This is a genomic window from Streptomyces triticagri, assembly GCF_003429565.1.
GTDB classification, from domain to species: Bacteria; Actinomycetota; Actinomycetes; order Streptomycetales; family Streptomycetaceae; genus Streptomyces; species Streptomyces triticagri.
This window is the reverse complement of the sequence record NZ_QUAK01000233.1, coordinates 1-18375: the sequence shown is the minus strand read 5'-3', so window position 1 is coordinate 18375 and position 18375 is coordinate 1. Positions and strand designations below refer to the sequence as shown.

Sequence of the window (18375 nt, the reverse complement as noted above, 5' to 3'; positions counted from 1 at the left end):
AATCGGACCGAGACAGGGGAACAACACTCATGGGTATGGGAATACGAAGAGCGGCTATAGGCATGCTCGCCTTCGCGGCGGTCGCGGGATCGTCACCGGCATTCGCGGAGTGGAGCAAGACAGAGCACGGTGCCAAGGCGTGGACCGAGGCCAATTATCGCATCATGAACGTCCGGGACATCGAGGCGGACGGAAATCCGGTGAAGGCGGAATACCACCGGAATGCGCACCCGTCGACCAAGCTGACTCTCTGGAACAAGGGGGGAGTGGACGGTCCGCCTGACAATGACGGGAACCCGGGAACCGTGGAAAGCGGTAAGCACAGCAGGATCTTCAAGGCGCAGGTCTGCGAGGAGCGGGACAAGTTGCCTGATTTCTGCAGCGGTTGGTATTCGTTCTGACGCGGAACGTGACGGCTTGACGAGCTGATCAGTGCAAGCCGCAGCTGGGAGTGCGGGGGCGGCCTCCCTTATAGGCCGCCCCCGACATCGCTGAGGATAGGGCGGCTCCGTCGCTCGGTGAATCGGTTACGTCAGGCTCGGGTGATCGAGCGTGGCCCGAATGCCCCCACATGAAGGACAAAGGCCCAGGATATGGATGAAGTGGTTGGCCCGCCCGTTCTTGAATTGGATGGGGTCAGTTGCCGGGTGCCGGGAAGGGATCTGTTTGCCGGGGCGGAACTGAGTCTGGGTGCCGGGGAGTCGGTGGCGGTCACCGGTGCGAGTGGCAGCGGGAAGAGCACGCTGCTCATGTGCGTGCTCGGGATGGCCGAGCCCGCGGCCGGCACGGTGCGGGTCGCGGGGGCGGACCTGTACGGGATGCCGGAGCGGCGGCGCGTGCGGCATCGTCGGGATCACGTGGGCATGGTCTTCCAATTCGGCGAGCTGCTACCGGAGTTGACGCCGGTGGAGAATGTCGCGCTGGCCGGACTGCTCGGCGGACAGGGACGCGCGGATGCGTACGGCGAGGCGAAGTCGCTCCTCGACGAACTGGGTGTCCCGACGGGTTCCTCGCCAGCGACCGACACCCTCTCTGGAGGAGAACGCCAGCGCACCGCGGTCGCCCGTGCGCTCATCAACAAGCCGTCTCTGCTGCTCGCCGACGAACCCACCGGATCACTCGACCAGGAGCATCGGGACTCCGTGGCGGAGCTGTTGTTCTCCTTGCCGCGCAGCCGTGACTGCGCGCTGTTGCTCGTCACCCACGATCCGGCGGTGGCGCGCCGGGCGGACCGACAAGTGGCCATAGCCGAGGGGACATTGCTTCCAGTGGCAGCGTCGAAGGACCGGGCATGAAGGGTCTCCTCCAGCATCTTCTGCGGATCGGCGTGACCTCCGCCCGGCGAGGTGAGGCAGGCAGGATCAGGTTCTGGTCGCTCGCCCTTGCGACGGCGCTTCTGGGTCTGGCGGCCACCGGTCTCGTACTCGCCCAGGCATCGTTCGACGGCCGTGTGGAGCGCAGTGCGGAGCGGTCGCCGCGGCTGGTCGCCGCGCATCCCGGTGAGAAGGCCGGTGCGCTGGTGAAATGGTCGATCGCATCGCACGAGGGAATGCCGTACGACATCACCCATGTCGAGCCGCTGGACGAGGAGTTGGCGCCGCCTCCGGGACTGCCTCGCTGGCCCGAGCCCGGAGAGGCCTTCGTGTCGCCGGCGTTGCTCGAAGCCGCCGGACGGGACGGAGTCGGACGCGAGTACGGATACTTCGCGGGGGTCATCGGCGACGAGGGGTTGGAATCGCCTTCGGAGTACTTCGTGTACGCCCGCCCGAGCACGCAGATGCTGGACCGCTCGGAGATGATGAAGATCTCCGGATTCGGTGAGCCGGGCACGGCCGGAATCGCCGGCGAGCATGCTCACTTCTTCGGTTCGGGCGAGTTCTATTCGGTGTACGCCGGGCTCTTCGTACTGCCTGCGGTGGTTCTTCTTGTTGTCGCGGCGCGGACGGGGGCGGTTTCAAGGGACCGCCGGACCGCCCTGCTCACGGCCCTCGGAGCGGGTGCGGTCGCGCGCTGTTGCTTCACGGTCGGGGAGGCCGCCGTCCCGGTACTCATCGGTGTCGGGGTGAGCGCACTGGCGGCGTCCCCGGTCCTGATGGGCGACTTCGCGCTGCCTGGTGTCAGCTCGACGGTGTCCGCCGTCGATGCGCGGGAGTCGTTGTCCCTGCTGGTGCTGGTTCATGTCGTTCTGCTATTGGGCACAGTTGTCGCCGTTGTGCTGCTGCAGCCGAAGGCGCGGGCCGCGCGATCGACGCGACCGACAACTGTGCGGGCGCGGAGGCGGACCTGGCCTCTGTGGGTCTTCTTGCCGGCGCTGCTCTTCACGGCGCGTATCGCCGACTTGGCGCCGCCCGAGCTGACCGTGCCGCTCTACGCGGCCGGATGCCTGGTGACGCTGGCGGCACTGCCCGCGATCGTCGGCATGGCGGTGGGCGCGCTCGGTCCGCTGCTTGCGCGCATCGGGAGGCGTCTCGGCAACCCTGGGCTACTCGTGTCGGGCCGTCGGATGGCGGCCGGTCCGCGGGCCGTCACCCGTCTCATCGCTGCACTCGTGATCGCGATCGCCCTCGCCGTACAGGCGCAGGTCTGGGCTGGTGCGATGACGGAGGCCGGGCAGGCCGCCAAGGATTCGCGGGACAGGGTGGGTACGAGTGTCCTCAGAATTCAGCCATATGCGTCGAAGGAACGGCTTCGCGCCTTCGAGGAGGCGCTCCCGTCGGGGGTGCATGCGCTGGCGGCCGCGGTGTCGGCCAAGGACGGCGCACGGGTCGCGGTCGCCGGCCGGTGTCCCGCGCTCCGGGAGGTCGGGCTCTCCTGTGGGACCCGAGAGGCGCCCGCGTCCCGGGTCTCCGCCGACCGCCGCCTCCGCGAAGCGTTCGGGTACAGCGGGAAGTTGGCTGTCACGGCCGAGAGGGGCGGCCTTGGGAGGCTGCCGGAGGAGTCCGGGAATCTGCGGAGCCTTCTCGTGGTCGGTACCGACGGCGCGCAGTTGTCGATGACGGAGGTCAGCCGCATCGCACATCGTGAGCTCGACATGGCCGCCACGGTCCAACAGGTCAACAACTACGGCAGCGTGGGCAGGCTCGACATCGCGGTCGACTGGCTGCGTCTGATGTCCCTGCTCGGTGTGGGGGTGATTGCGCTTGCGGCCGGTACGGGTGCGCTGGCGGAGTTCCTGCGGTTCGGGCGCGATCTGGCGCCGGTGACCGTGCTGTCGGCCGGGCAGGGGGTCTTCCGTGCGGCGGCGGTCTGGTCGTTGCTGCTGCCTGCCGTACTCGCTTCGTTCGCCGGGGTGTTGGTGTCCTGGTGGCTCTCCGCCTCGGTGCGGAGTGTCGCGGAGACTGATCCGTGGAGCATGGCGCCGACGACGGTGGGCGCACTCGTCTGCTCGGGCGGGCTGGCTGTCTGGGGCATGGTCACGGCGGTGCGGGAGGCGGAGCGGTGGCGGCCTTCCGGGGCGTAGGAGTTGTCCCCGGCCGTCAACGCCCCTCCGTCTCCCGGTACTTCACTTGCCCGGAGCCTCAGCTGCCGGTAGGTGCTGCTGCCATTCGACGCGGGCGGCCTGGATGCGGTTGGTGACGTCCAGCTTTGCGTAGATGGCCTGGACGTGGTCCTTCACGGTGTGCGGGCTGAGCCGGAGTGCTGTGCCTATCTCCGGTGTGGACGCGCCAGTGCTCAGCATGGCGAGTACGTCCCGTTCCCGCGAGGTCAGTTGCTGCAGGCGGTGGTGGGCGCGGGCGGACTCCTCGTGGTACGAGGACGAGAGGCTGCACCAGCGGAGCAAGGTTTCGGTGGCCGTAGGCGCGAGCGCGAGTCCGCCCGCGGCGGCGGCGTGTACGGCCCACGGCAGATGGGACTCCACGGAGGCGGTGCCGACGATTCCGCGTGCGCCGTGCAGCAGGAGCCGGGACACGTCGTCCTCGGTGCAGGGCTCGTTGAGAACGAGGAGTGTCGGGACCGGGGTGGCCTGGGCGGCGGCACGGAGTTCGCGCAGGGCGAGGTGGGCGTCGCGGTGCAGAGTGACCAGGAGGTGCGGTGAGCCCGTCCTGGGCAGGCTTCGGCGGTGCGACAGCGGGGCCGTGAAGGCCACGCGTACGCCTGCGGCCGACTCGGCGGTCCGCTGTATGCGCTCGCGGGTGTCGCCGTCCTCGCCCAGGACGCCAACGATCATTGACATCGGTGTTCCCCCTGCGGTCCTGCGCTTTCGGCGCATTCCGGCTCGGCCCGATGCTCGAGGTCAGAGAGCACGGAGGCCTGACAGTCACCAAGTATGTGCACGGAGTTAGGGGTGAAACCATCCTCATGTTGCTGGTGACGGCGTTGTGGATGGTGGGCCAAGTCGTGTTGATCGTGATGTGTTCTGCTATAGGGCGATATGCCGTGGCGTCACCTTCCTGGTGTGGCAGAACATGACGCTGGTGGGGTGTCGCCGGCGGGGGCATCGTGGAGGTGCGGATGCCGGCGGGGGACCGAGGGGGGCTCGGGCGTGGGTGACGGACGGGCGACGGCGCGGGTTCGGGCGCGGCGGGACGAGGGCGGGCTGCTGGTGGACCTGCTGGCCCGCGGCTGGGGTGATGAACGGATCGCCAGGGAGCTTGCGTTGAGCAAGCGGACGGTGCAGCGGCGGGTGCAGTTTCTGATGGAGGACCGTGGCTGCTGCAGCCGCTTCGCGCTGGGGTACGTGCTCGGGGCGGAGGTCGCGTCCGCGCGGCGGGGCGCGGGCGGCGGCGACTGAGTCGAGCCGTACGGCCGGGCTGCTTCGGCGCGGCGCCGAGCGCGGGCGGACCCGGGGGAAAGTCCGCAGGTCGTGCCGAAGCAGCCCGTAGTTCCACGAAAGCAGATGAGCCGGTGACTCCGCAGCGTCCATGGCCTCGTTGGCGACTTGCCGCCATCCTGGCGTCCTAGTGCCCGGTCGGTACGCGTTGTGAATAATGCGATCTGTCGTGGCTTCGGGGGATGGCCTCGCGTGCACTCCGCCGAGTCATCGTGGGGACGGCCGAGAGGGGTGGGGAATGCATCCGCATGGGGTGGAGGATCTGTGTGAGGCGGGGGAGCGGGTTTATGCGCGGGCGCTGCGGCAGGGTGGGATCGGCAGGGCCGAGGCGGAGGAGGCGGGGTGCCTGATCGAGCTGGAGCTGCTCCGGTTGGACCCCGCGAACCTGGAACGGCTCTTGCCGTCCAGGCCGGGCGAGGTGCTCGCCGGCCTGTTGGGTGACATCCGTGCACAGGTCGGCGCGACGGAGAAGCGGATGGCGGTTGCTGCTGCGGCGGCTGAGCGGTTCGCGGGACTGGAGATCGGGGAAGCGCCCGCTGCCGGTGGGATCCGCATCATCGAGGGCAAGGAGCGAATCCAAGAGGCAATCAACGAGGAGTGCTCACGCTGCACCGTGGAACACGTGGGAATCCAGCCGGGTGGGATTCGTCCTGAGTCGAGCCTCGTTCAGGCTCTGCGTCTGGTGACGGAGCTGGGGCAGCGTGGTGTGCGGGTGCGAAGCCTGTACAACCATGTCGCTCGTCACGGCATGGGGCTGCATGCCTACATCGAGCAGGCGGGCGGTATTCCGGAGGTTCGTACGCTCGATGAGATTCCCGAGCGACTGGTGATGTTCGACCGCACCGTGGCGTACATCCCCGTCGTCCCTGATCGTTCGCTGGCCTTGGAGGTGCGGATCCCCGCCGTCGTGGAGTACCTGCACGACACGTTCGAATGCCTGTGGCGCATGGCGGTTCCCTATGGGAAGCCGGTGCCGAGCCGGAGTGAGATCGACGGAATCACGCATCGGGAGCGCGTGATCGCTGCCCTCTTGGCGGAAGGTCTGACCGACTCGGATGTGGCGGAGCGCCTGGGCATCAACGTGAGGACGTGCCGGGGCCACATCGCCAAGCTGGCTGATGTGCTGGGGAGTTCCAGTCGTGCGCAGCTCGGTGTGCGTATCGCACAGACAGGCCTTGACGTACCGGCACGAAGGGCTATTTCTGCTCCAGAATCCCCGACTGGGCGATGAGGTAGCCGAGTTGGGCTCGGCTGCCGCTCCCGAGGGCTGCCGCCAGCTTCGCTATGTGCGCGCGGCAGGTACGGACGTTCATGCCGAGTCGGCGGGCGATGGCCTCGTCGACGTGCCCCTCGATGAGGAGTCGGGCGATCGAGATCTGTACGCCGGAGATGCCGTCCGGCTTGACCGTGTAAGGAATCTCCTCGTCCAGCCGCACACCGTGCAGCCAGAACTGCTCGAACACGCCGACCAGATAGGTGACCAGGCCGGGGTGGCGCAGCTCCAGGGCGACTTGACGATCTCGGCGTGCGGGGACGAACGCGACCTTGCGATCCACGATGATGAGACGGTCGATGATCTCTTCCAGGGTGCGGACTTGGACACGGTCGACGCCGACGTGGTCCAGATACGCAAGGATCGCCGGCTGGTGGCGGGCGGTGTGCTGATAGAGGGTGCGCATCCGGACGTTGCGGTTCAGCAGGGGGTCCACGCGTCTCATGGCCTCGCCGAACACGTAAGCCGGCCGACCGCTACCCGGTTGGACGGTCAGGAGTTCTTCGGAGCATTCAGCTATGACGCGGTCCAGAGTGGCGTTGATCCTGCCCAGGCCCTCAAGCACAGTGATCGCATGGGTGGTCGCCGGATCCTGGGCGTCGATCGCCAAGAATGGCTCGAAGGCATCCGCGAGTTCGACGGTGAGCCGTCTACGGTCCTGAATCTCACGCTCGATCGGGTGCAACATCTGCGCCAGCGCCGTGGATGGCGGAACCGGTCTCAGCCAGTGGGCGTCGTCCGGATCGGGATGCAGCAGCTCCAAGTCGAGCAGGCAAGGGGCGCTGTCCGCCTCTGACCGGGCTATTCGTCCCGCGCGCAGGGCTGATGCGTACAACTCGGAGCCTGCTGGGCAGAGTTCGGTGGCAGCATGAGGATGAGAAGGCTTGTCCCGATTTACTCTCATTTGAACACCCCCAGGCTCCTGCATTTCAGGAACATGATGCATCGGTTTGGTGGTGGAAGGGCGCAGAGTCGGCCATCGTTTTTGATGCGGGGGAAAGACGATCCGCCTTCAAGTGAGGTTGCTCGGTGATGACCAAGAAGCTCATACGCACAGTGGTTGCCGGGGCTCTCGCTGTCGCGGCAGCGGGATTCCTCGGGTCAGCTACCGATCCTGGCTGGCACGCGCCGCCCAACACGGCGGCTGCCGAGGCGGACCCGGGCTGGCACGTCGCACCGCAGGCGACGATCGCCGCACCCGATCCCGGTTGGTCGTAGGTGAGCGCATGAGTATCCCCGAAGACCCCAGCTTTCGGCGGGAGATGGCCTCCGCCTATCGGTCCGGGTGGCACTTCATCGATCTCGTGACGGCAATCCCCCACCGTGGCGATTCGTTGATGGTCACCCTGTTCGGTGAGCCCGTGGTCGTCGCGCGCGACGAGGACGGTGACGATGTCCGGGCCTTTCGCTGCCTGCGCCGCCCCCGGGGCGCACCGCAGCCCGTACGGTGCGCCGTGCGGTACGGAATGATCTTTGTGAACCTTGATCAGCGCGACCATCACCTGGTCGAGTCTGAACCGATTCCCGCCACCCCCCGCAGTGCTTGAGGCGATTCCCCCGTCGTATCAGTCGCCCAGGCACTTCCCCCGACAGCGGCGCCATCGTGGACCTGAACACGATGGCGCCGCTGTGCGTCGTACGCCGGGCAGACGCCGTCTAGCGATCAGACCCGCCCCAGGGCCCGGGTGAGGGCTATCTCCAGGACCACCCGTTCCGGGTTCACCCGCGGCCCGCGTCCGTAGCGCTCGGCGTAGCGGGCCTCCGCGTCCGCGATGCGGTCCGGTTCGGTGCGGACCGTGGCGCGGCCCTCGAGGGTCGCCCAGTGCCGGCCCGCGACCTGGCAGACCGCGACGGGGGCGCCGGCCTCTCCCGCGGCGAGCACGTTCCTCGCCTTGCGGCTCGATCCGCTGGTGATGACGCGGGCCAGGCCCGCCTCGGGGTCGTAGGTGACGCCCACGGGGGCCACGTGCGGAGTGCCGTCCGGGCGGAGTGTGGTCAGGGTGCAGACGTGCTTCTCGCGCCAGAAGCTGAGGTAGGGCGCGGACGGATTCCGCGGGTCTTCGGCGGACGAGTTCCGCGGGTCTGTGGCCATGTCCCGGAACCTATCGCCCGGGTACCCGTCCGCCTCGGGGCACCCACCACTCCGCTCCCGTATCCCTTGTCGGACGCCCGTCCCCGCACGGGCCCCGCACGGTGCGCAGGCCGGGCCCCGCAAGGCTCGACCCGCACACTTGAGTGGAGTAGACTCAACTTTGTACACGTTGACAGAGTCAGGGCTCGCGGGACATCCGTGGGCCGCCCGAGACCGACGCCGACCGCCCTGCCCAGGGCCGCAAGGAGGAGTACGCACACGTGGACGCCGAGCTCACCAACCGCAGCCGCGACGCGATCAACGCGGCCACCAGCCGGGCCGTGTCCGCCGGACACCCGGACCTGACGCCCGCGCACCTGCTCCTCGCCCTCCTCGAGGGCGAGGAGAACGAGAACATCACCGACCTGCTCGCCGCGGTCGAGGCGGACCAGGCCGCCGTACGCACCGGCGCGGAGCGGGTACTCGCCGCGCTGCCCAGCGTCACCGGCTCCACGGTCGCGCCCCCGCAGCCCAACCGCGAACTGCTCGCCGTGATCAGCGACGCGGCCACCCGCGCCAAGGAGCTCGGCGACGAGTACCTGTCCACCGAGCACCTGCTCATCGGCATCGCCGCGAAGGGTGGTCAGAGCGGCGACGTACTCTCCAAGCAGGGTGCGAGCGCCGCGAAGCTGCTCGACGCCTTCGAGACGACAAGGGGAGGCCGACGGGTGACCACACCCGACCCGGAGGGCCAGTACAAGGCCCTCGAGAAGTTCGGTACGGACTTCACCGCCGCCGCCCGCGAGGGGAAGCTGGACCCGGTCATCGGACGGGACCAGGAGATCCGCCGCGTGGTGCAGGTGCTGTCGCGCCGTACGAAGAACAACCCGGTGCTGATCGGCGAGCCCGGCGTCGGCAAGACCGCCGTCGTCGAGGGCCTCGCCCAGCGCATCGTGAAGGGCGACGTGCCCGAATCGCTGCGCGACAAGCGGCTCGTGTCGCTCGACCTCGGGGCGATGGTCGCGGGCGCGAAGTACCGCGGCGAGTTCGAGGAGCGTCTGAAGACCGTCCTCTCCGAGATCAAGGAGAGCGACGGGCAGATCATCACGTTCATCGACGAGCTGCACACGGTCGTCGGCGCGGGCGCCGGCGGCGACTCCGCGATGGACGCGGGGAACATGCTGAAGCCCATGCTGGCCCGCGGCGAACTGCGCATGGTCGGCGCCACGACCCTGGACGAGTACCGCGAGCGCATCGAGAAGGACCCGGCCCTCGAGCGCCGCTTCCAGCAGGTCCTGGTCGCCGAGCCGACCGTCGAGGACTCGATCGCGATCCTGCGCGGACTCAAGGGGCGGTACGAGGCGCACCACAAGGTGCAGATCGCGGACTCCGCCCTGGTCGCGGCCGCCACCCTCTCCGACCGGTACATCACCTCGCGCTTCCTGCCCGACAAGGCCATCGACCTGGTCGACGAGGCCGCGTCCCGGCTGCGCATGGAGATCGACTCCTCGCCCGTCGAGATCGACGAACTGCAGCGCTCCGTCGACCGGTTGCGGATGGAGGAGCTGGCGCTCGGCAAGGAGACCGATCCGGCCAGCAAGCAGCGCCTCGAGAAGCTGCGGCGCGATCTCGCGGACCGCGAGGAGGAGCTGCGGGGCCTGACCGCCCGCTGGGACAAGGAGAAGACGTCCCTGAACAGGGTGGGTGAGCTCAAGGAGAAGCTCGACAGCCTGCGCGGGCAGGCCGAGCGCGCCCAGCGCGACGGCGACTTCGACACCGCCTCCAAGCTGCTCTACGGCGAGATCCCGGGCCTGGAGCGGGAGTTGGAGGAGGCGGCGGCCGCCGAGGAGGAGGTCGCCAAGGACACCATGGTCAAGGACGAGGTCGGTTCCGACGACATCGCCGAGGTCGTGGGTTCCTGGACCGGCATCCCGGCCGGCCGCCTCCTGGAGGGTGAGACGCAGAAGCTGCTGCGCATGGAGGAGGAGCTCGGCCGGCGGCTGATCGGCCAGAGCGAGGCCGTGCGGGCCGTCTCGGACGCGGTGCGCCGCACGCGCGCCGGCATCGCGGACCCGGACCGGCCGACGGGGTCCTTCCTGTTCCTCGGTCCGACCGGCGTCGGGAAGACCGAACTGGCCAAGGCGCTCGCGGACTTCCTCTTCGACGACGAGCGGGCGATGGTCCGTATCGACATGTCGGAGTACGGCGAGAAGCACAGCGTCGCCCGCCTGGTCGGAGCCCCGCCCGGATATGTGGGGTACGAGGAGGGCGGCCAGCTCACCGAGGCGGTGCGCCGGCGTCCGTACTCGGTGGTGCTGCTCGACGAGGTGGAGAAGGCGCACCCGGAGGTCTTCGACATCCTGCTGCAGGTGCTCGACGACGGCCGGCTCACCGACGGCCAGGGCCGGACGGTCGACTTCCGCAACACCATCCTGATCCTGACGTCCAACCTGGGCAGCCAGTACCTGGTCGAGCAGGACACCTCGCCGGAGCAGAAGAAGCAGCAGGTGCTGCAGACCGTACGGGCCTCGTTCAAGCCGGAGTTCCTCAACCGGCTCGACGACCTGGTGGTCTTCTCGGCCCTCGACAAGGACGAGCTGAGCCGGATCGCGGGCCTGCAGATCGACCGGCTGGCCAGGCGCCTCGCCGAGCGGCAGCTCACCCTCGAGGTCTCGCCGGCCGCCCTGGCCTGGCTCGCCGACGAGGGCAACGACCCGGCGTACGGTGCGCGGCCGCTGCGGCGACTGGTGCAGACGGCGATCGGCGACAGCCTCGCGCGCGAGATCCTCTCCGGCGAGATCACGGACGGCGACACGGTCCGGGTGGACGTCGCGGGCGAGGGACTCCTCGTCGGCCGCGCCACCGCGCCGGATGCGCCGGATCCGCTGCAGAAGGTACCGGAGTCGGCCTGAGGGGTACCCGGCGCACAGTCCCGGCCATCCAGGCCGTCGCGGCCGGGACTGTCGCCCGGCGACTGGACGGGCGCCCGGTCATCGCGACTAGGGTCGAAGCAGCAGATTGCATACGTCCGAAGACCCGAGCACCTCAGCGCAATACTCAGGAGTACCAGGAATGACTATCGACCCGTCCTCGATTCCGAACTTCGGGGGCCAGCAGCCCGAGCCGCAGCAGGGCGGCGACGCACCGGCGGGCCCGATCGTGCCCGACCAGGACCTGGTCAAGCAGCTCCTGGACCAGATGGAGCTCAAGCACGTCGTCGACGACGAGGGCGACCTCGCGGCGCCGTGGGAGAACTTCCGTACGTACTTCATGTTCCGTGGCGAGGGCGACCAGCAGGTCTTCTCGGTCCGTACGTTCTACGACCGGCCGCACGCCATCGAGTCCAAGCCGCAGATCCTCGACGCGATCGACGACTGGAACCGCCGCACCCTGTGGCCCAAGGTCTACAGCCACACCCACGAGGAGGAGGGCGGCCCGACGACCGTCCGCGTGATCGGTGAGGCGCAGATGCTCATCGGCACCGGCGTCAGCCTCGAGCACTTCGTGTCCTCGACGGTCAGCTGGGTGCGCGCGGCGATCGAGTTCGACCGCTGGCTGGTCGAGCACCTCGGCCTCGTCGAGGAGGTCGACTCGGCGGAGAAGCCGGGCGACGAGGACGCGGGCTGACCCTGCCGCACGGCCCCGAACGGAGCCCGGCACCACCGACCACCCCACGGGTGGCGGGACGGTGCCGGGCTCTTGTCGTGCGGCGACGCGGACTCTGTGCCGAGTACCAGGAAGCGGCTTGCTCTCAGATTACGTTCTGAGTAACCTCTGATTCATGGTAGCCGCGCATCTGGAAGTCGAGACCGAGTCCGTTTCGTTCACCGACCTCTCGCGCAACCCCAAAGGGGTCGCGGCGAGAGCTGCTGCTCTGGGGCGTCTCCGTGTCACGCATCGGGATGCGCCCGACATGGTGCTGACGACGGCCGCGCGCGCGGAGCACGCCGAGGAGAATCTGACCACCGCCTCGCGGCTCTTTCTCGCGCTGATGAAGCAGGACGAGGGGGCCAATTCGCTGCTGCTCGCGCTGCCCGAGGTGTTCCCCTGGGTGCGGCATCTCGGTGCGGAGGAGGTCCGGGCCTTCACCGTCGAGTTGCTCGAAGCGCTGTCCGATGCGGCTGAACTGGATGCGGGCGAAGCCGTGCACCGGGTGATCGTGTCTTGGCGAGCCACGGCCCGTATCAACGCGGACCCCGACCAACTGACGGAGTCGCAGCGTCCGCTCGACGACGTCTCTCTCGGCCCGGTCGGGGTGCGGGGGTGAGCCCGAAGGCGCCAGGGGCTGCGAGGTCCTCCGCCGTGACCGGTCATGTGGACTCGCCCGCCGTATCCTGGCCACACACGGGAAGGAGCTGCCCATGAGCGTCGACGCGATCGTGCACACCGAATTCCCCGCGGGGTACACCGTCCTGTTCGGTGCCGACGGAAAGGTGATCATGACGCCTCAGAGTGAGGAGCACTCGAGCACGATCCGGTCTCTGCAGATCGATTCCGCCGCTGCCCTGGGCCGTCACGCGAAGGTCACTTCCGACGTGTACATCGACTTCCCGGCCGATGAAAACTCCGCTCCCGATCTCGCCATTCTTCGTGAGGACGCCCGCCGGGAGGGCAAGCGGTACAGCTTCGAGGACGTCCTGCTGATCTCAGAGGTCGTCTCCGCCTCGTCCGCGCGCAAGGACTACGACGACTGCACGGCCAAGTACGGGAGGTACGGCATTCCCGTCTACCTGATCGTGGACCCCTACGCCGGTGAGGTCGTACTGCACACCACTCCGACCGGCACCGGTTACATTTCGGCGCACACGCACAAGTACGGCACGGGAAAGCTGCCCATTGCGCTGGCCGACGGCCGCACTTTTACTCTCGATCTCGACGAACTCCCTCTCCCGGACGACGGCGACTGATTCCTGCTCCCGTCAGCCCAGGGCGGTGCCGAGGCGGGCCACCGCCTCCGTGAGGACGGATTCGCGTTTGCAGAAGGCGAAGCGGACGAAGGGGGCGCCGGCGTCCTGGTGGTCGTAGAAGACGGCGTTGGGGACGGCGACGACGCCGGCGCGCTCGGGCAGGTCGCGGCAGAAGGCGAAGCCGTCGCTCTCGCCGAGCGGCCGGATGTCGGTGGTGACGAAGTACGTGCCCTGGGTGCGGTGTACGCCGAAGCCCGCGTCGGCGAGCCCCGCGGCGAGCAGGTCGCGCTTGGCGCGCAGGTCCTCGCGCAGCTCGTGGAAGTACGAGTCGGGCAGCGCGAGCGCCTCGGCGACGGCGTACTGGAAGGGGCCCGCGGACACGAACGTCAGGAACTGCTTGGCGGAGCGGACCGCGCTGACCAGCTCGGGGGTCGCGGTGACCCAGCCGACCTTCCAGCCGGTGAAGGAGAAGGTCTTGCCCGCGGAGGAGATGGTGACGGTGCGCTCGCGCATGCCGGGGAACGAGGCGAGGGGCACGTGCTCGCCGTCGAAGACCAGGTGCTCGTAGACCTCGTCGGTGACCACCAACAGATCGCGCTCCACGGCCAGTTCGGCGATCGCGGCGAGTTCCTCGCGGGTCAGGACGGTGCCGGTCGGGTTGTGCGGTGTGTTGAGGAGCAGCAGCCGGGTGCGGTCGGTGACGGCGTCGCGCAGCTCGTCGAGGTCGAGCCGGAAGCGGGGGCCCTGCGGGTCGTCGGGGCCGGTGGACCGCAGCGTCACGGGGACGCGGGTGCCGCCGGCCAGGGCGATGCTCGCCGCGTACGAGTCGTAGTACGGCTCCAGGGCGATGACCTCGTCGCCGGGCTCCACGAGCGCGAGGAGCGATGCGGCGAGTGCCTCCGTCGCGCCGGCCGTGACCAGGACCTCGCGGTCGGGGTCGTAGGTCAGGCCGTACCGCTTGGCCTGGTGCTCGGCGATCGCCTCGCGCAGTTCGGGGACGCCGGGGCCCGGCGGGTACTGATTGCCGCGGCCGTCGCGCAGCGCCCGAACCGCCGCCTCGCGCACCGACTCGGGACCGTCGGTGTCGGGGAAGCCCTGGCCGAGGTTGATGGCGCCGGTGCGCACGGCGAGCGCCGACATCTCGGCGAAGATCGTCGTGCCGAACTCGGCGAGCCGGCGGTTCAGGAGCGGGCGGCGTTCGGTGGAGGTCATGGGCGCCATCCTGCGCCGAACCTCTGGAGTTCCTCAACTCTGCTTTGGGGCGGGGAGCGGCCGGGGATCTCCACTGGACAGCAGGAGGACATACGGCGGAATGGGGGAAGCCATGGAGTTCTTCGGAAGCGGTGCCGTGCTCGGCGTGGTGGCCGTACTGGTCGTGTTCGGGGTCGTCCGGGCGGTGATGGCCGGGCACGACCCGCGGCAGGTGGACCGCAACCGCCGTAACCGGCGCAGTGGTTGGGCCGGTGGAGCCGGCGGCGGGGGCGCGGGCGGCGGAGCCGGGTGCGGGGGCGGGTCCTCGTGCGGAGGTGGCGGGGGTTGTGGCGGCGGGGGCGGCTGTGGTGGCGGGGGAGGCTGAGTACGGCTCCGGGCGGCGGGCCGGGCAGGGTGGAGAACCGAATCTGCACCTGCGCCCGTCCTATACGGGGTAGGCGATGGCCCGATCCGTACGGGGTAGGCGGCCACGGACCGTGTAATCGTCCGGAGGAGGAAGTCATGGCAGGTGGCGGGATCTTCATCGCCGGCATCGTGATCATCGTGGTGGCCGTGGTGCTCGTCGGCGCCCTCGTGACCGGCGGCCGCTCGGGCTCGCAGTCGCGCCGCAGCCGGAACAGGGGCAGTGGCGGCTGGGGCAGCGGTGGCGGCTTCGGTGGCGGCGGCGCAGGCGGCGGCTCGTCCTGCGGCAGCAGTTCCTGACGTTTCTTCACGCACGCGGATCCAGGGGGAAGGCATGTTCAACGCGGCGACCGACACGAACGGCAATCCGGGGGCGCTCATCGTGACCCTCGTACTGATGGCGGCGATCGCGCTGGTCGCCTGGGCGGCCGTCCACAAGGACAAACGACGGCGCGCGGCGGCCGGCGGCGGTGACCGGTGGGCCCGCAACAGGAACAGCAGCTGGGCGGCCGGAGGCGCCGCCGGTGGGGGATACGTCGCCGGATCCGACGGCGGCTCCGGCGACTCGTCCTGCGGCGGCGGGTCCTCGTGCGGTGGCGGGTCCTCGTGCGGTGGCGGCTCCTCGTGCGGTGGAGGTGGCTGCGGAGGCGGTGGTGGGGGCGGCTGCGGCGGCGGTGGCTGAATCCCGCACCCCGGGCGCGCCGCGAACGGCCTTTGCCGGGGGCATGGTTGAAGGGTGGAGAACACCTGAACTGTGCAGCACCCTGGGGATGGAAACTCTGAGTAATTGGGTAAAAGCGCTGTGTCAACGGACCCGTTCATGATTCGCTCTATCCGTCAACGCAGCCCTCGGACGAATCGCGGGCGGACAGCCGGCGACCCCCTGGCCCCGGAGCTCGTTCCGGTCCCACCAGGTCGGACCGGCTCAACTTTCACTGCGTGATCCTTGCGGAGCCGACCCATGCTCACGACCCTCAGGACCTCTTACACCGATACGCGTGCGGACGATCTCGCGTGGGCGCTCGGCCGCGAGCCGCTGCCCGCGCTCGCCGTGCTCGATCTCCAACTGTCGGGAGCCGTCATCCAGTTGAGGCTCCTCGGCGCCTCCCATCAGGTCCTGCTCGACCAGGACCAGGGCATCTGCTCGGAGACGGTCGCCTGCATCCCCGGCAGCAGCACTCCGCTGCCGCTCGGGGTGGCCAAGCGGGTCGGGGAGAGCGAGTACGAGTTCGCGGCGCGCGTCGAGACCCTGTCGGCGGCCGCGTTCGCGGGTCGCGCCCAGGAGTTGATCGCGCTGGTCGCCGACCATCCCAACGGGATCGTGGGAGTCTTCCCCGGCAGTCCGTACGCGTTCACCGCGCTGCTCGCCCAGCGGATCGAGGGGCAGGTGCTCTGGCGCACCTGGCATGCGTACCCGCAGGAGGGCCAGCTCGTCTCGACCCGGACCCGGGTCGGCGTGCGCCAGCCCGCGCCGGCCTGACCGCGCGCGATGCCTCAGTTGCACTCCTGTGGGTGACCCTTTGTACAACAGGGGTGACGTAGCGTGCCGAGCGTGATCGAACCGCCGCGAGCCGAGCTCAAACCCCCTGCCCCCGCCCGGATCGGGGAGCCGGGGGCTGCCGTGGCGCTGCCCGTGAGTGCCCGCACGGGGCGGTTCCTGGTCCTGCTCGGCGTGTTCGTCTGCGCGGCCTGCGGCCTGGTGTACGAACTCGAACTGGTCGCACTCGCCTCGTACTTGATCGGGGACTCGGTCACCCAGGCGTCGATCGTGCTCTCCCTCATGGTGTTCGCCATGGGGGTCGGCTCGCTGCTCGCCAAGCGGCTGCGCGGACACGCCGCCGCCGGGTTCGGGGCGATCGAGGTGGCGCTCGCGCTGATCGGCGGGAGCAGTGCGCTCGCGCTGTACGCCGGGTTCGTCTGGGGCGGTCACACGAGGCTGCTCCTGATCGCGTTCTCGCTGGCAGTCGGGGTGCTGATCGGCGCCGAGGTGCCGCTCCTGATGACCCTGATCCAGCGGATCAGACGGCAGGACGCGGGCGGCGCGGTCGCCGACCTCTTCGCCGCGGACTATGTGGGCGGCCTGGTCGGCGGGCTCGCCTTCCCGTTCCTGATGCTGCCGCTGTTCGGGCAGTTGACCGGAGCCCTGGTGACCGGCGCGGTCAATGTGGTGGCGGGCAGCGGGCTGGTCCTCGGCCTCTTCGGGCGGGATCTGACCGGGCGGTCCCGGCGTCTGCTGCTCGTCGCCTCGCTCCTGGTCCTCGCCGTCCTCGCCTCCGCGGCCGTCCTGGTCGACGACTTCGAGCGCAGTGCGCGCAATGCCCTCTACGGGGACGAGGTGCGGATCGCCGTGCAGAGCGACGTGCAGGAGATCGTCCTCACCGGCAGCGCGGGCTCGCCGCTCAATCTGTATCTCGACGGCCGGCTCCGGGTCAGTGGCGAGGGCGAGTTCCGGTACCACGAGGCCCTGGTGCACCCGGCGATGAACGGCCCGCACGCGCGCGTGCTCGTCCTCGGCGGCGGTGACGGTCTTGCGGCCCGCGAGGTCCTGCGACACCCGGGCGTACGCCGTGTGGACGTCGTCGAACTCGACCGCGAGGTGATCGAACTGGCGCGTACGGACCCGGAGTTGGCGGCCCTCAACCGGCGGTCGCTGCACGATTCCCGGGTCCGTGTCACCCAGGCCGACGCCTTCGACTGGCTGCGCTCCGCCCGCGGCACGTACGACGTGGTCGTCTCCGATCTGCCGGATCCGGGCATCACGGCCAGCTCCAAGCTCTACTCGCAGGAATTCTTCGGGCTCGCGGCGAGACTCCTTGCCGACGGCGGTCGGCTCGCGGTGCATGCGGGGCCCACGGGCGACGACTGGCGGCGCGCGTTCTGGACCGTGGATGCGGGAGTGCGGGCGGCCGGGCTGCGCACCACGGCGTACTGCGCGTTCGGCCGGCCCGCCGGGTTCGGTGGCGGTCCCGACCGCTCGTCCGCCTCCGTGCGTACGCCCCGTGACTGGGGCTTCCTGCTCGCCGGGCGCACCCGGCCCGCCCTCGGCCTCGACCCGTCCGTACCACGGCGCGGACTGACCCGGTCGGCCCTGGACCAGGGCGCACGGCTGGCGGAACGCAGCCGGATCACCGGCCTCCCACCGTCGACCCTGACCCATCCGCGGTACGCGCAGCGGTGAGGGCGCGGCAGCGGGCGCCGCGGAGCCGAGGCCGGTGCGACGGAAACCGGTCTGAGGGGGTGCAGGCCGGGCGCCCGTGGGTAGGCTCGGCTGCCATGGAGCATGAGGTGTTCGTTCCGGTGTTGCCCGAGCCCGTCCGTGCGGCCCTGGGGGACGCGTCGCGCGTCGCGCGCAGTGTGCCCGGTCTGCAGCGTGAGGCACGTGAGGGGGCCGAGCCGGTCGCCGGCCGGCTCAAGGTCCGTATCGCGGGCCACAGCATCACGTACCGCGGGGCGCTGCGGGTCACGGAGCGCACGGGTGGCGCGGAGCCGGCCTTCTCCGTGGACGGCGAAGGCACCGAGGCGCGCGGCTCCGGTGGGGTCCGACTCTCCCTGACGATAAGGCTGTTGCCGGCCGACGGCGGTACGACGATGGCGTTCTCGGGCACCGCGAAGGCGCAGGGCCGGGCCGCGGAGTTCGAGCCCGCGGCCGTGGCCTCCGCGGCCCGCCGCCTGCTCGACCGCTTTGCGCGGCGGCTCGCGGAGGGGGTGGCGGACGGCAGCGGCGCCGGGGCCGAGACGG

At 69.7% G+C, this 18375-nt stretch carries 19 protein-coding genes; 15 read left to right on the top strand and 4 right to left on the bottom strand.

The genetic code is table 11. The annotated features are described in order from the left end of the window. Positions 1–62: 62 nt before the first annotated feature. The 3 genes from DY218_RS31170 (at position 63) to DY218_RS31160 (ending at position 3460) form a co-directional block, all read left to right on the top strand. On the top strand, positions 63–401 hold the full coding sequence (locus DY218_RS31170; RefSeq protein WP_128559526.1) for a hypothetical protein: 339 nt from the start codon (positions 63–65) through the stop codon (positions 399–401). Positions 402–593: 192 nt separating this feature from the next. After that, a complete protein-coding gene (locus DY218_RS31165) occupies positions 594–1295 on the top strand; it encodes an ABC transporter ATP-binding protein (RefSeq protein ID WP_128559525.1) in 702 nt (233 codons plus the stop codon). After that, positions 1292–3460: a hypothetical protein gene (locus tag DY218_RS31160; RefSeq protein WP_128559524.1), complete on the top strand. Its 2169-nt coding sequence runs from the start codon at positions 1292–1294 to the stop codon at positions 3458–3460. The genes DY218_RS31165 and DY218_RS31160 overlap by 4 nt, the downstream gene beginning before the upstream one ends. 42 nt (positions 3461–3502) lie before the next feature. Here DY218_RS31160 and DY218_RS31155 read toward each other — a convergent pair whose 3' ends face one another. Then, positions 3503–4174, bottom strand: a complete 672-nt coding sequence (locus tag DY218_RS31155; protein ID WP_158574173.1) for a helix-turn-helix transcriptional regulator — start codon at positions 4172–4174, stop codon at positions 3503–3505. A 309-nt stretch (positions 4175–4483) separates the two neighbouring features. Here DY218_RS31155 and DY218_RS31150 point away from each other — a divergent pair, with 309 nt between their 5' ends. Both DY218_RS31150 and DY218_RS31145 read left to right on the top strand, forming a co-directional pair. After that, positions 4484–4732 (top strand): helix-turn-helix domain-containing protein, encoded by a 249-nt coding sequence (locus tag DY218_RS31150; RefSeq protein WP_128559522.1) that lies wholly within the window; start codon positions 4484–4486, stop codon positions 4730–4732. Positions 4733–5009: 277 nt separating this feature from the next. Continuing rightward, entirely contained in the window at positions 5010–6002 is a 993-nt protein-coding gene (locus tag DY218_RS31145) for a LuxR C-terminal-related transcriptional regulator (protein WP_128559521.1), read from the top strand. Here the strand turns inward: DY218_RS31145 and DY218_RS31140 are convergent. Continuing rightward, positions 5968–6948: a helix-turn-helix transcriptional regulator gene (locus DY218_RS31140; RefSeq protein ID WP_128559520.1), complete on the bottom strand. Its 981-nt coding sequence runs from the start codon at positions 6946–6948 to the stop codon at positions 5968–5970. The genes DY218_RS31145 and DY218_RS31140 overlap by 35 nt on opposite strands. A gap of 322 nt (positions 6949–7270) precedes the next feature. On the opposite strand from DY218_RS31140, the gene DY218_RS31135 reads away from it, so the two are divergent. Next, complete coding sequence (locus DY218_RS31135) at positions 7271–7591, top strand: Rieske (2Fe-2S) protein (RefSeq protein WP_128559519.1); 321 nt, start codon at positions 7271–7273, stop codon at positions 7589–7591. 116 nt (positions 7592–7707) lie between these two features. Here the strand turns inward: DY218_RS31135 and DY218_RS31130 are convergent, their stop codons facing one another. After that, complete coding sequence (locus DY218_RS31130) at positions 7708–8136, bottom strand: pyridoxamine 5'-phosphate oxidase family protein (protein WP_128559518.1); 429 nt, start codon at positions 8134–8136, stop codon at positions 7708–7710. 260 nt (positions 8137–8396) lie between these two features. On the opposite strand from DY218_RS31130, the gene clpB reads away from it, so the two are divergent. The 4 genes from clpB (at position 8397) to DY218_RS31110 (ending at position 13022) form a co-directional block, all read left to right on the top strand. Beyond that, entirely contained in the window at positions 8397–11027 is a 2631-nt protein-coding gene (clpB, locus tag DY218_RS31125) for an ATP-dependent chaperone ClpB (RefSeq protein WP_128559517.1), read from the top strand. A gap of 160 nt (positions 11028–11187) precedes the next feature. After that, positions 11188–11742 carry a YbjN domain-containing protein gene (locus DY218_RS31120; protein WP_128559516.1) on the top strand — a complete coding sequence of 185 codons (555 nt, stop codon included), beginning with the start codon at positions 11188–11190 and terminating at the stop codon, positions 11740–11742. 154 nt (positions 11743–11896) lie between these two features. Further along, a complete protein-coding gene (locus DY218_RS31115) occupies positions 11897–12382 on the top strand; it encodes a prevent-host-death family protein (RefSeq protein ID WP_128559515.1) in 486 nt (161 codons plus the stop codon). A 94-nt stretch (positions 12383–12476) separates the two neighbouring features. Beyond that, positions 12477–13022 carry a Uma2 family endonuclease gene (locus tag DY218_RS31110; RefSeq protein WP_128559514.1) on the top strand — a complete coding sequence of 182 codons (546 nt, stop codon included), beginning with the start codon at positions 12477–12479 and terminating at the stop codon, positions 13020–13022. A 12-nt stretch (positions 13023–13034) separates the two neighbouring features. Here the strand turns inward: DY218_RS31110 and DY218_RS31105 are convergent, their stop codons facing one another. Next, a complete protein-coding gene (locus DY218_RS31105) occupies positions 13035–14243 on the bottom strand; it encodes a pyridoxal phosphate-dependent aminotransferase (protein WP_128559513.1) in 1209 nt (402 codons plus the stop codon). 492 nt (positions 14244–14735) lie between these two features. Here DY218_RS31105 and DY218_RS31095 point away from each other — a divergent pair, with 492 nt between their 5' ends. From DY218_RS31095 to DY218_RS31075, 5 genes are all read left to right on the top strand, one after another. Continuing rightward, complete coding sequence (locus DY218_RS31095; RefSeq protein ID WP_128559512.1) at positions 14736–14936, top strand: hypothetical protein; 201 nt, start codon at positions 14736–14738, stop codon at positions 14934–14936. A 34-nt stretch (positions 14937–14970) separates the two neighbouring features. Next, entirely contained in the window at positions 14971–15318 is a 348-nt protein-coding gene (locus DY218_RS31090) for a hypothetical protein (RefSeq protein WP_199566912.1), read from the top strand. A gap of 279 nt (positions 15319–15597) precedes the next feature. Beyond that, entirely contained in the window at positions 15598–16116 is a 519-nt protein-coding gene (locus DY218_RS31085; protein WP_128559511.1) for a DUF2617 family protein, read from the top strand. 72 nt (positions 16117–16188) lie between these two features. Beyond that, the gene (locus DY218_RS31080; protein WP_407703707.1) at positions 16189–17814 is read left to right on the top strand and encodes a polyamine aminopropyltransferase; all 1626 of its coding nucleotides are present in this window, start codon (positions 16189–16191) and stop codon (positions 17812–17814) included. A gap of 95 nt (positions 17815–17909) precedes the next feature. After that, a partial coding sequence (locus DY218_RS31075; RefSeq protein WP_199566911.1) for an SRPBCC family protein occupies positions 17910–18375 on the top strand: 466 nt, incomplete at its 3' end.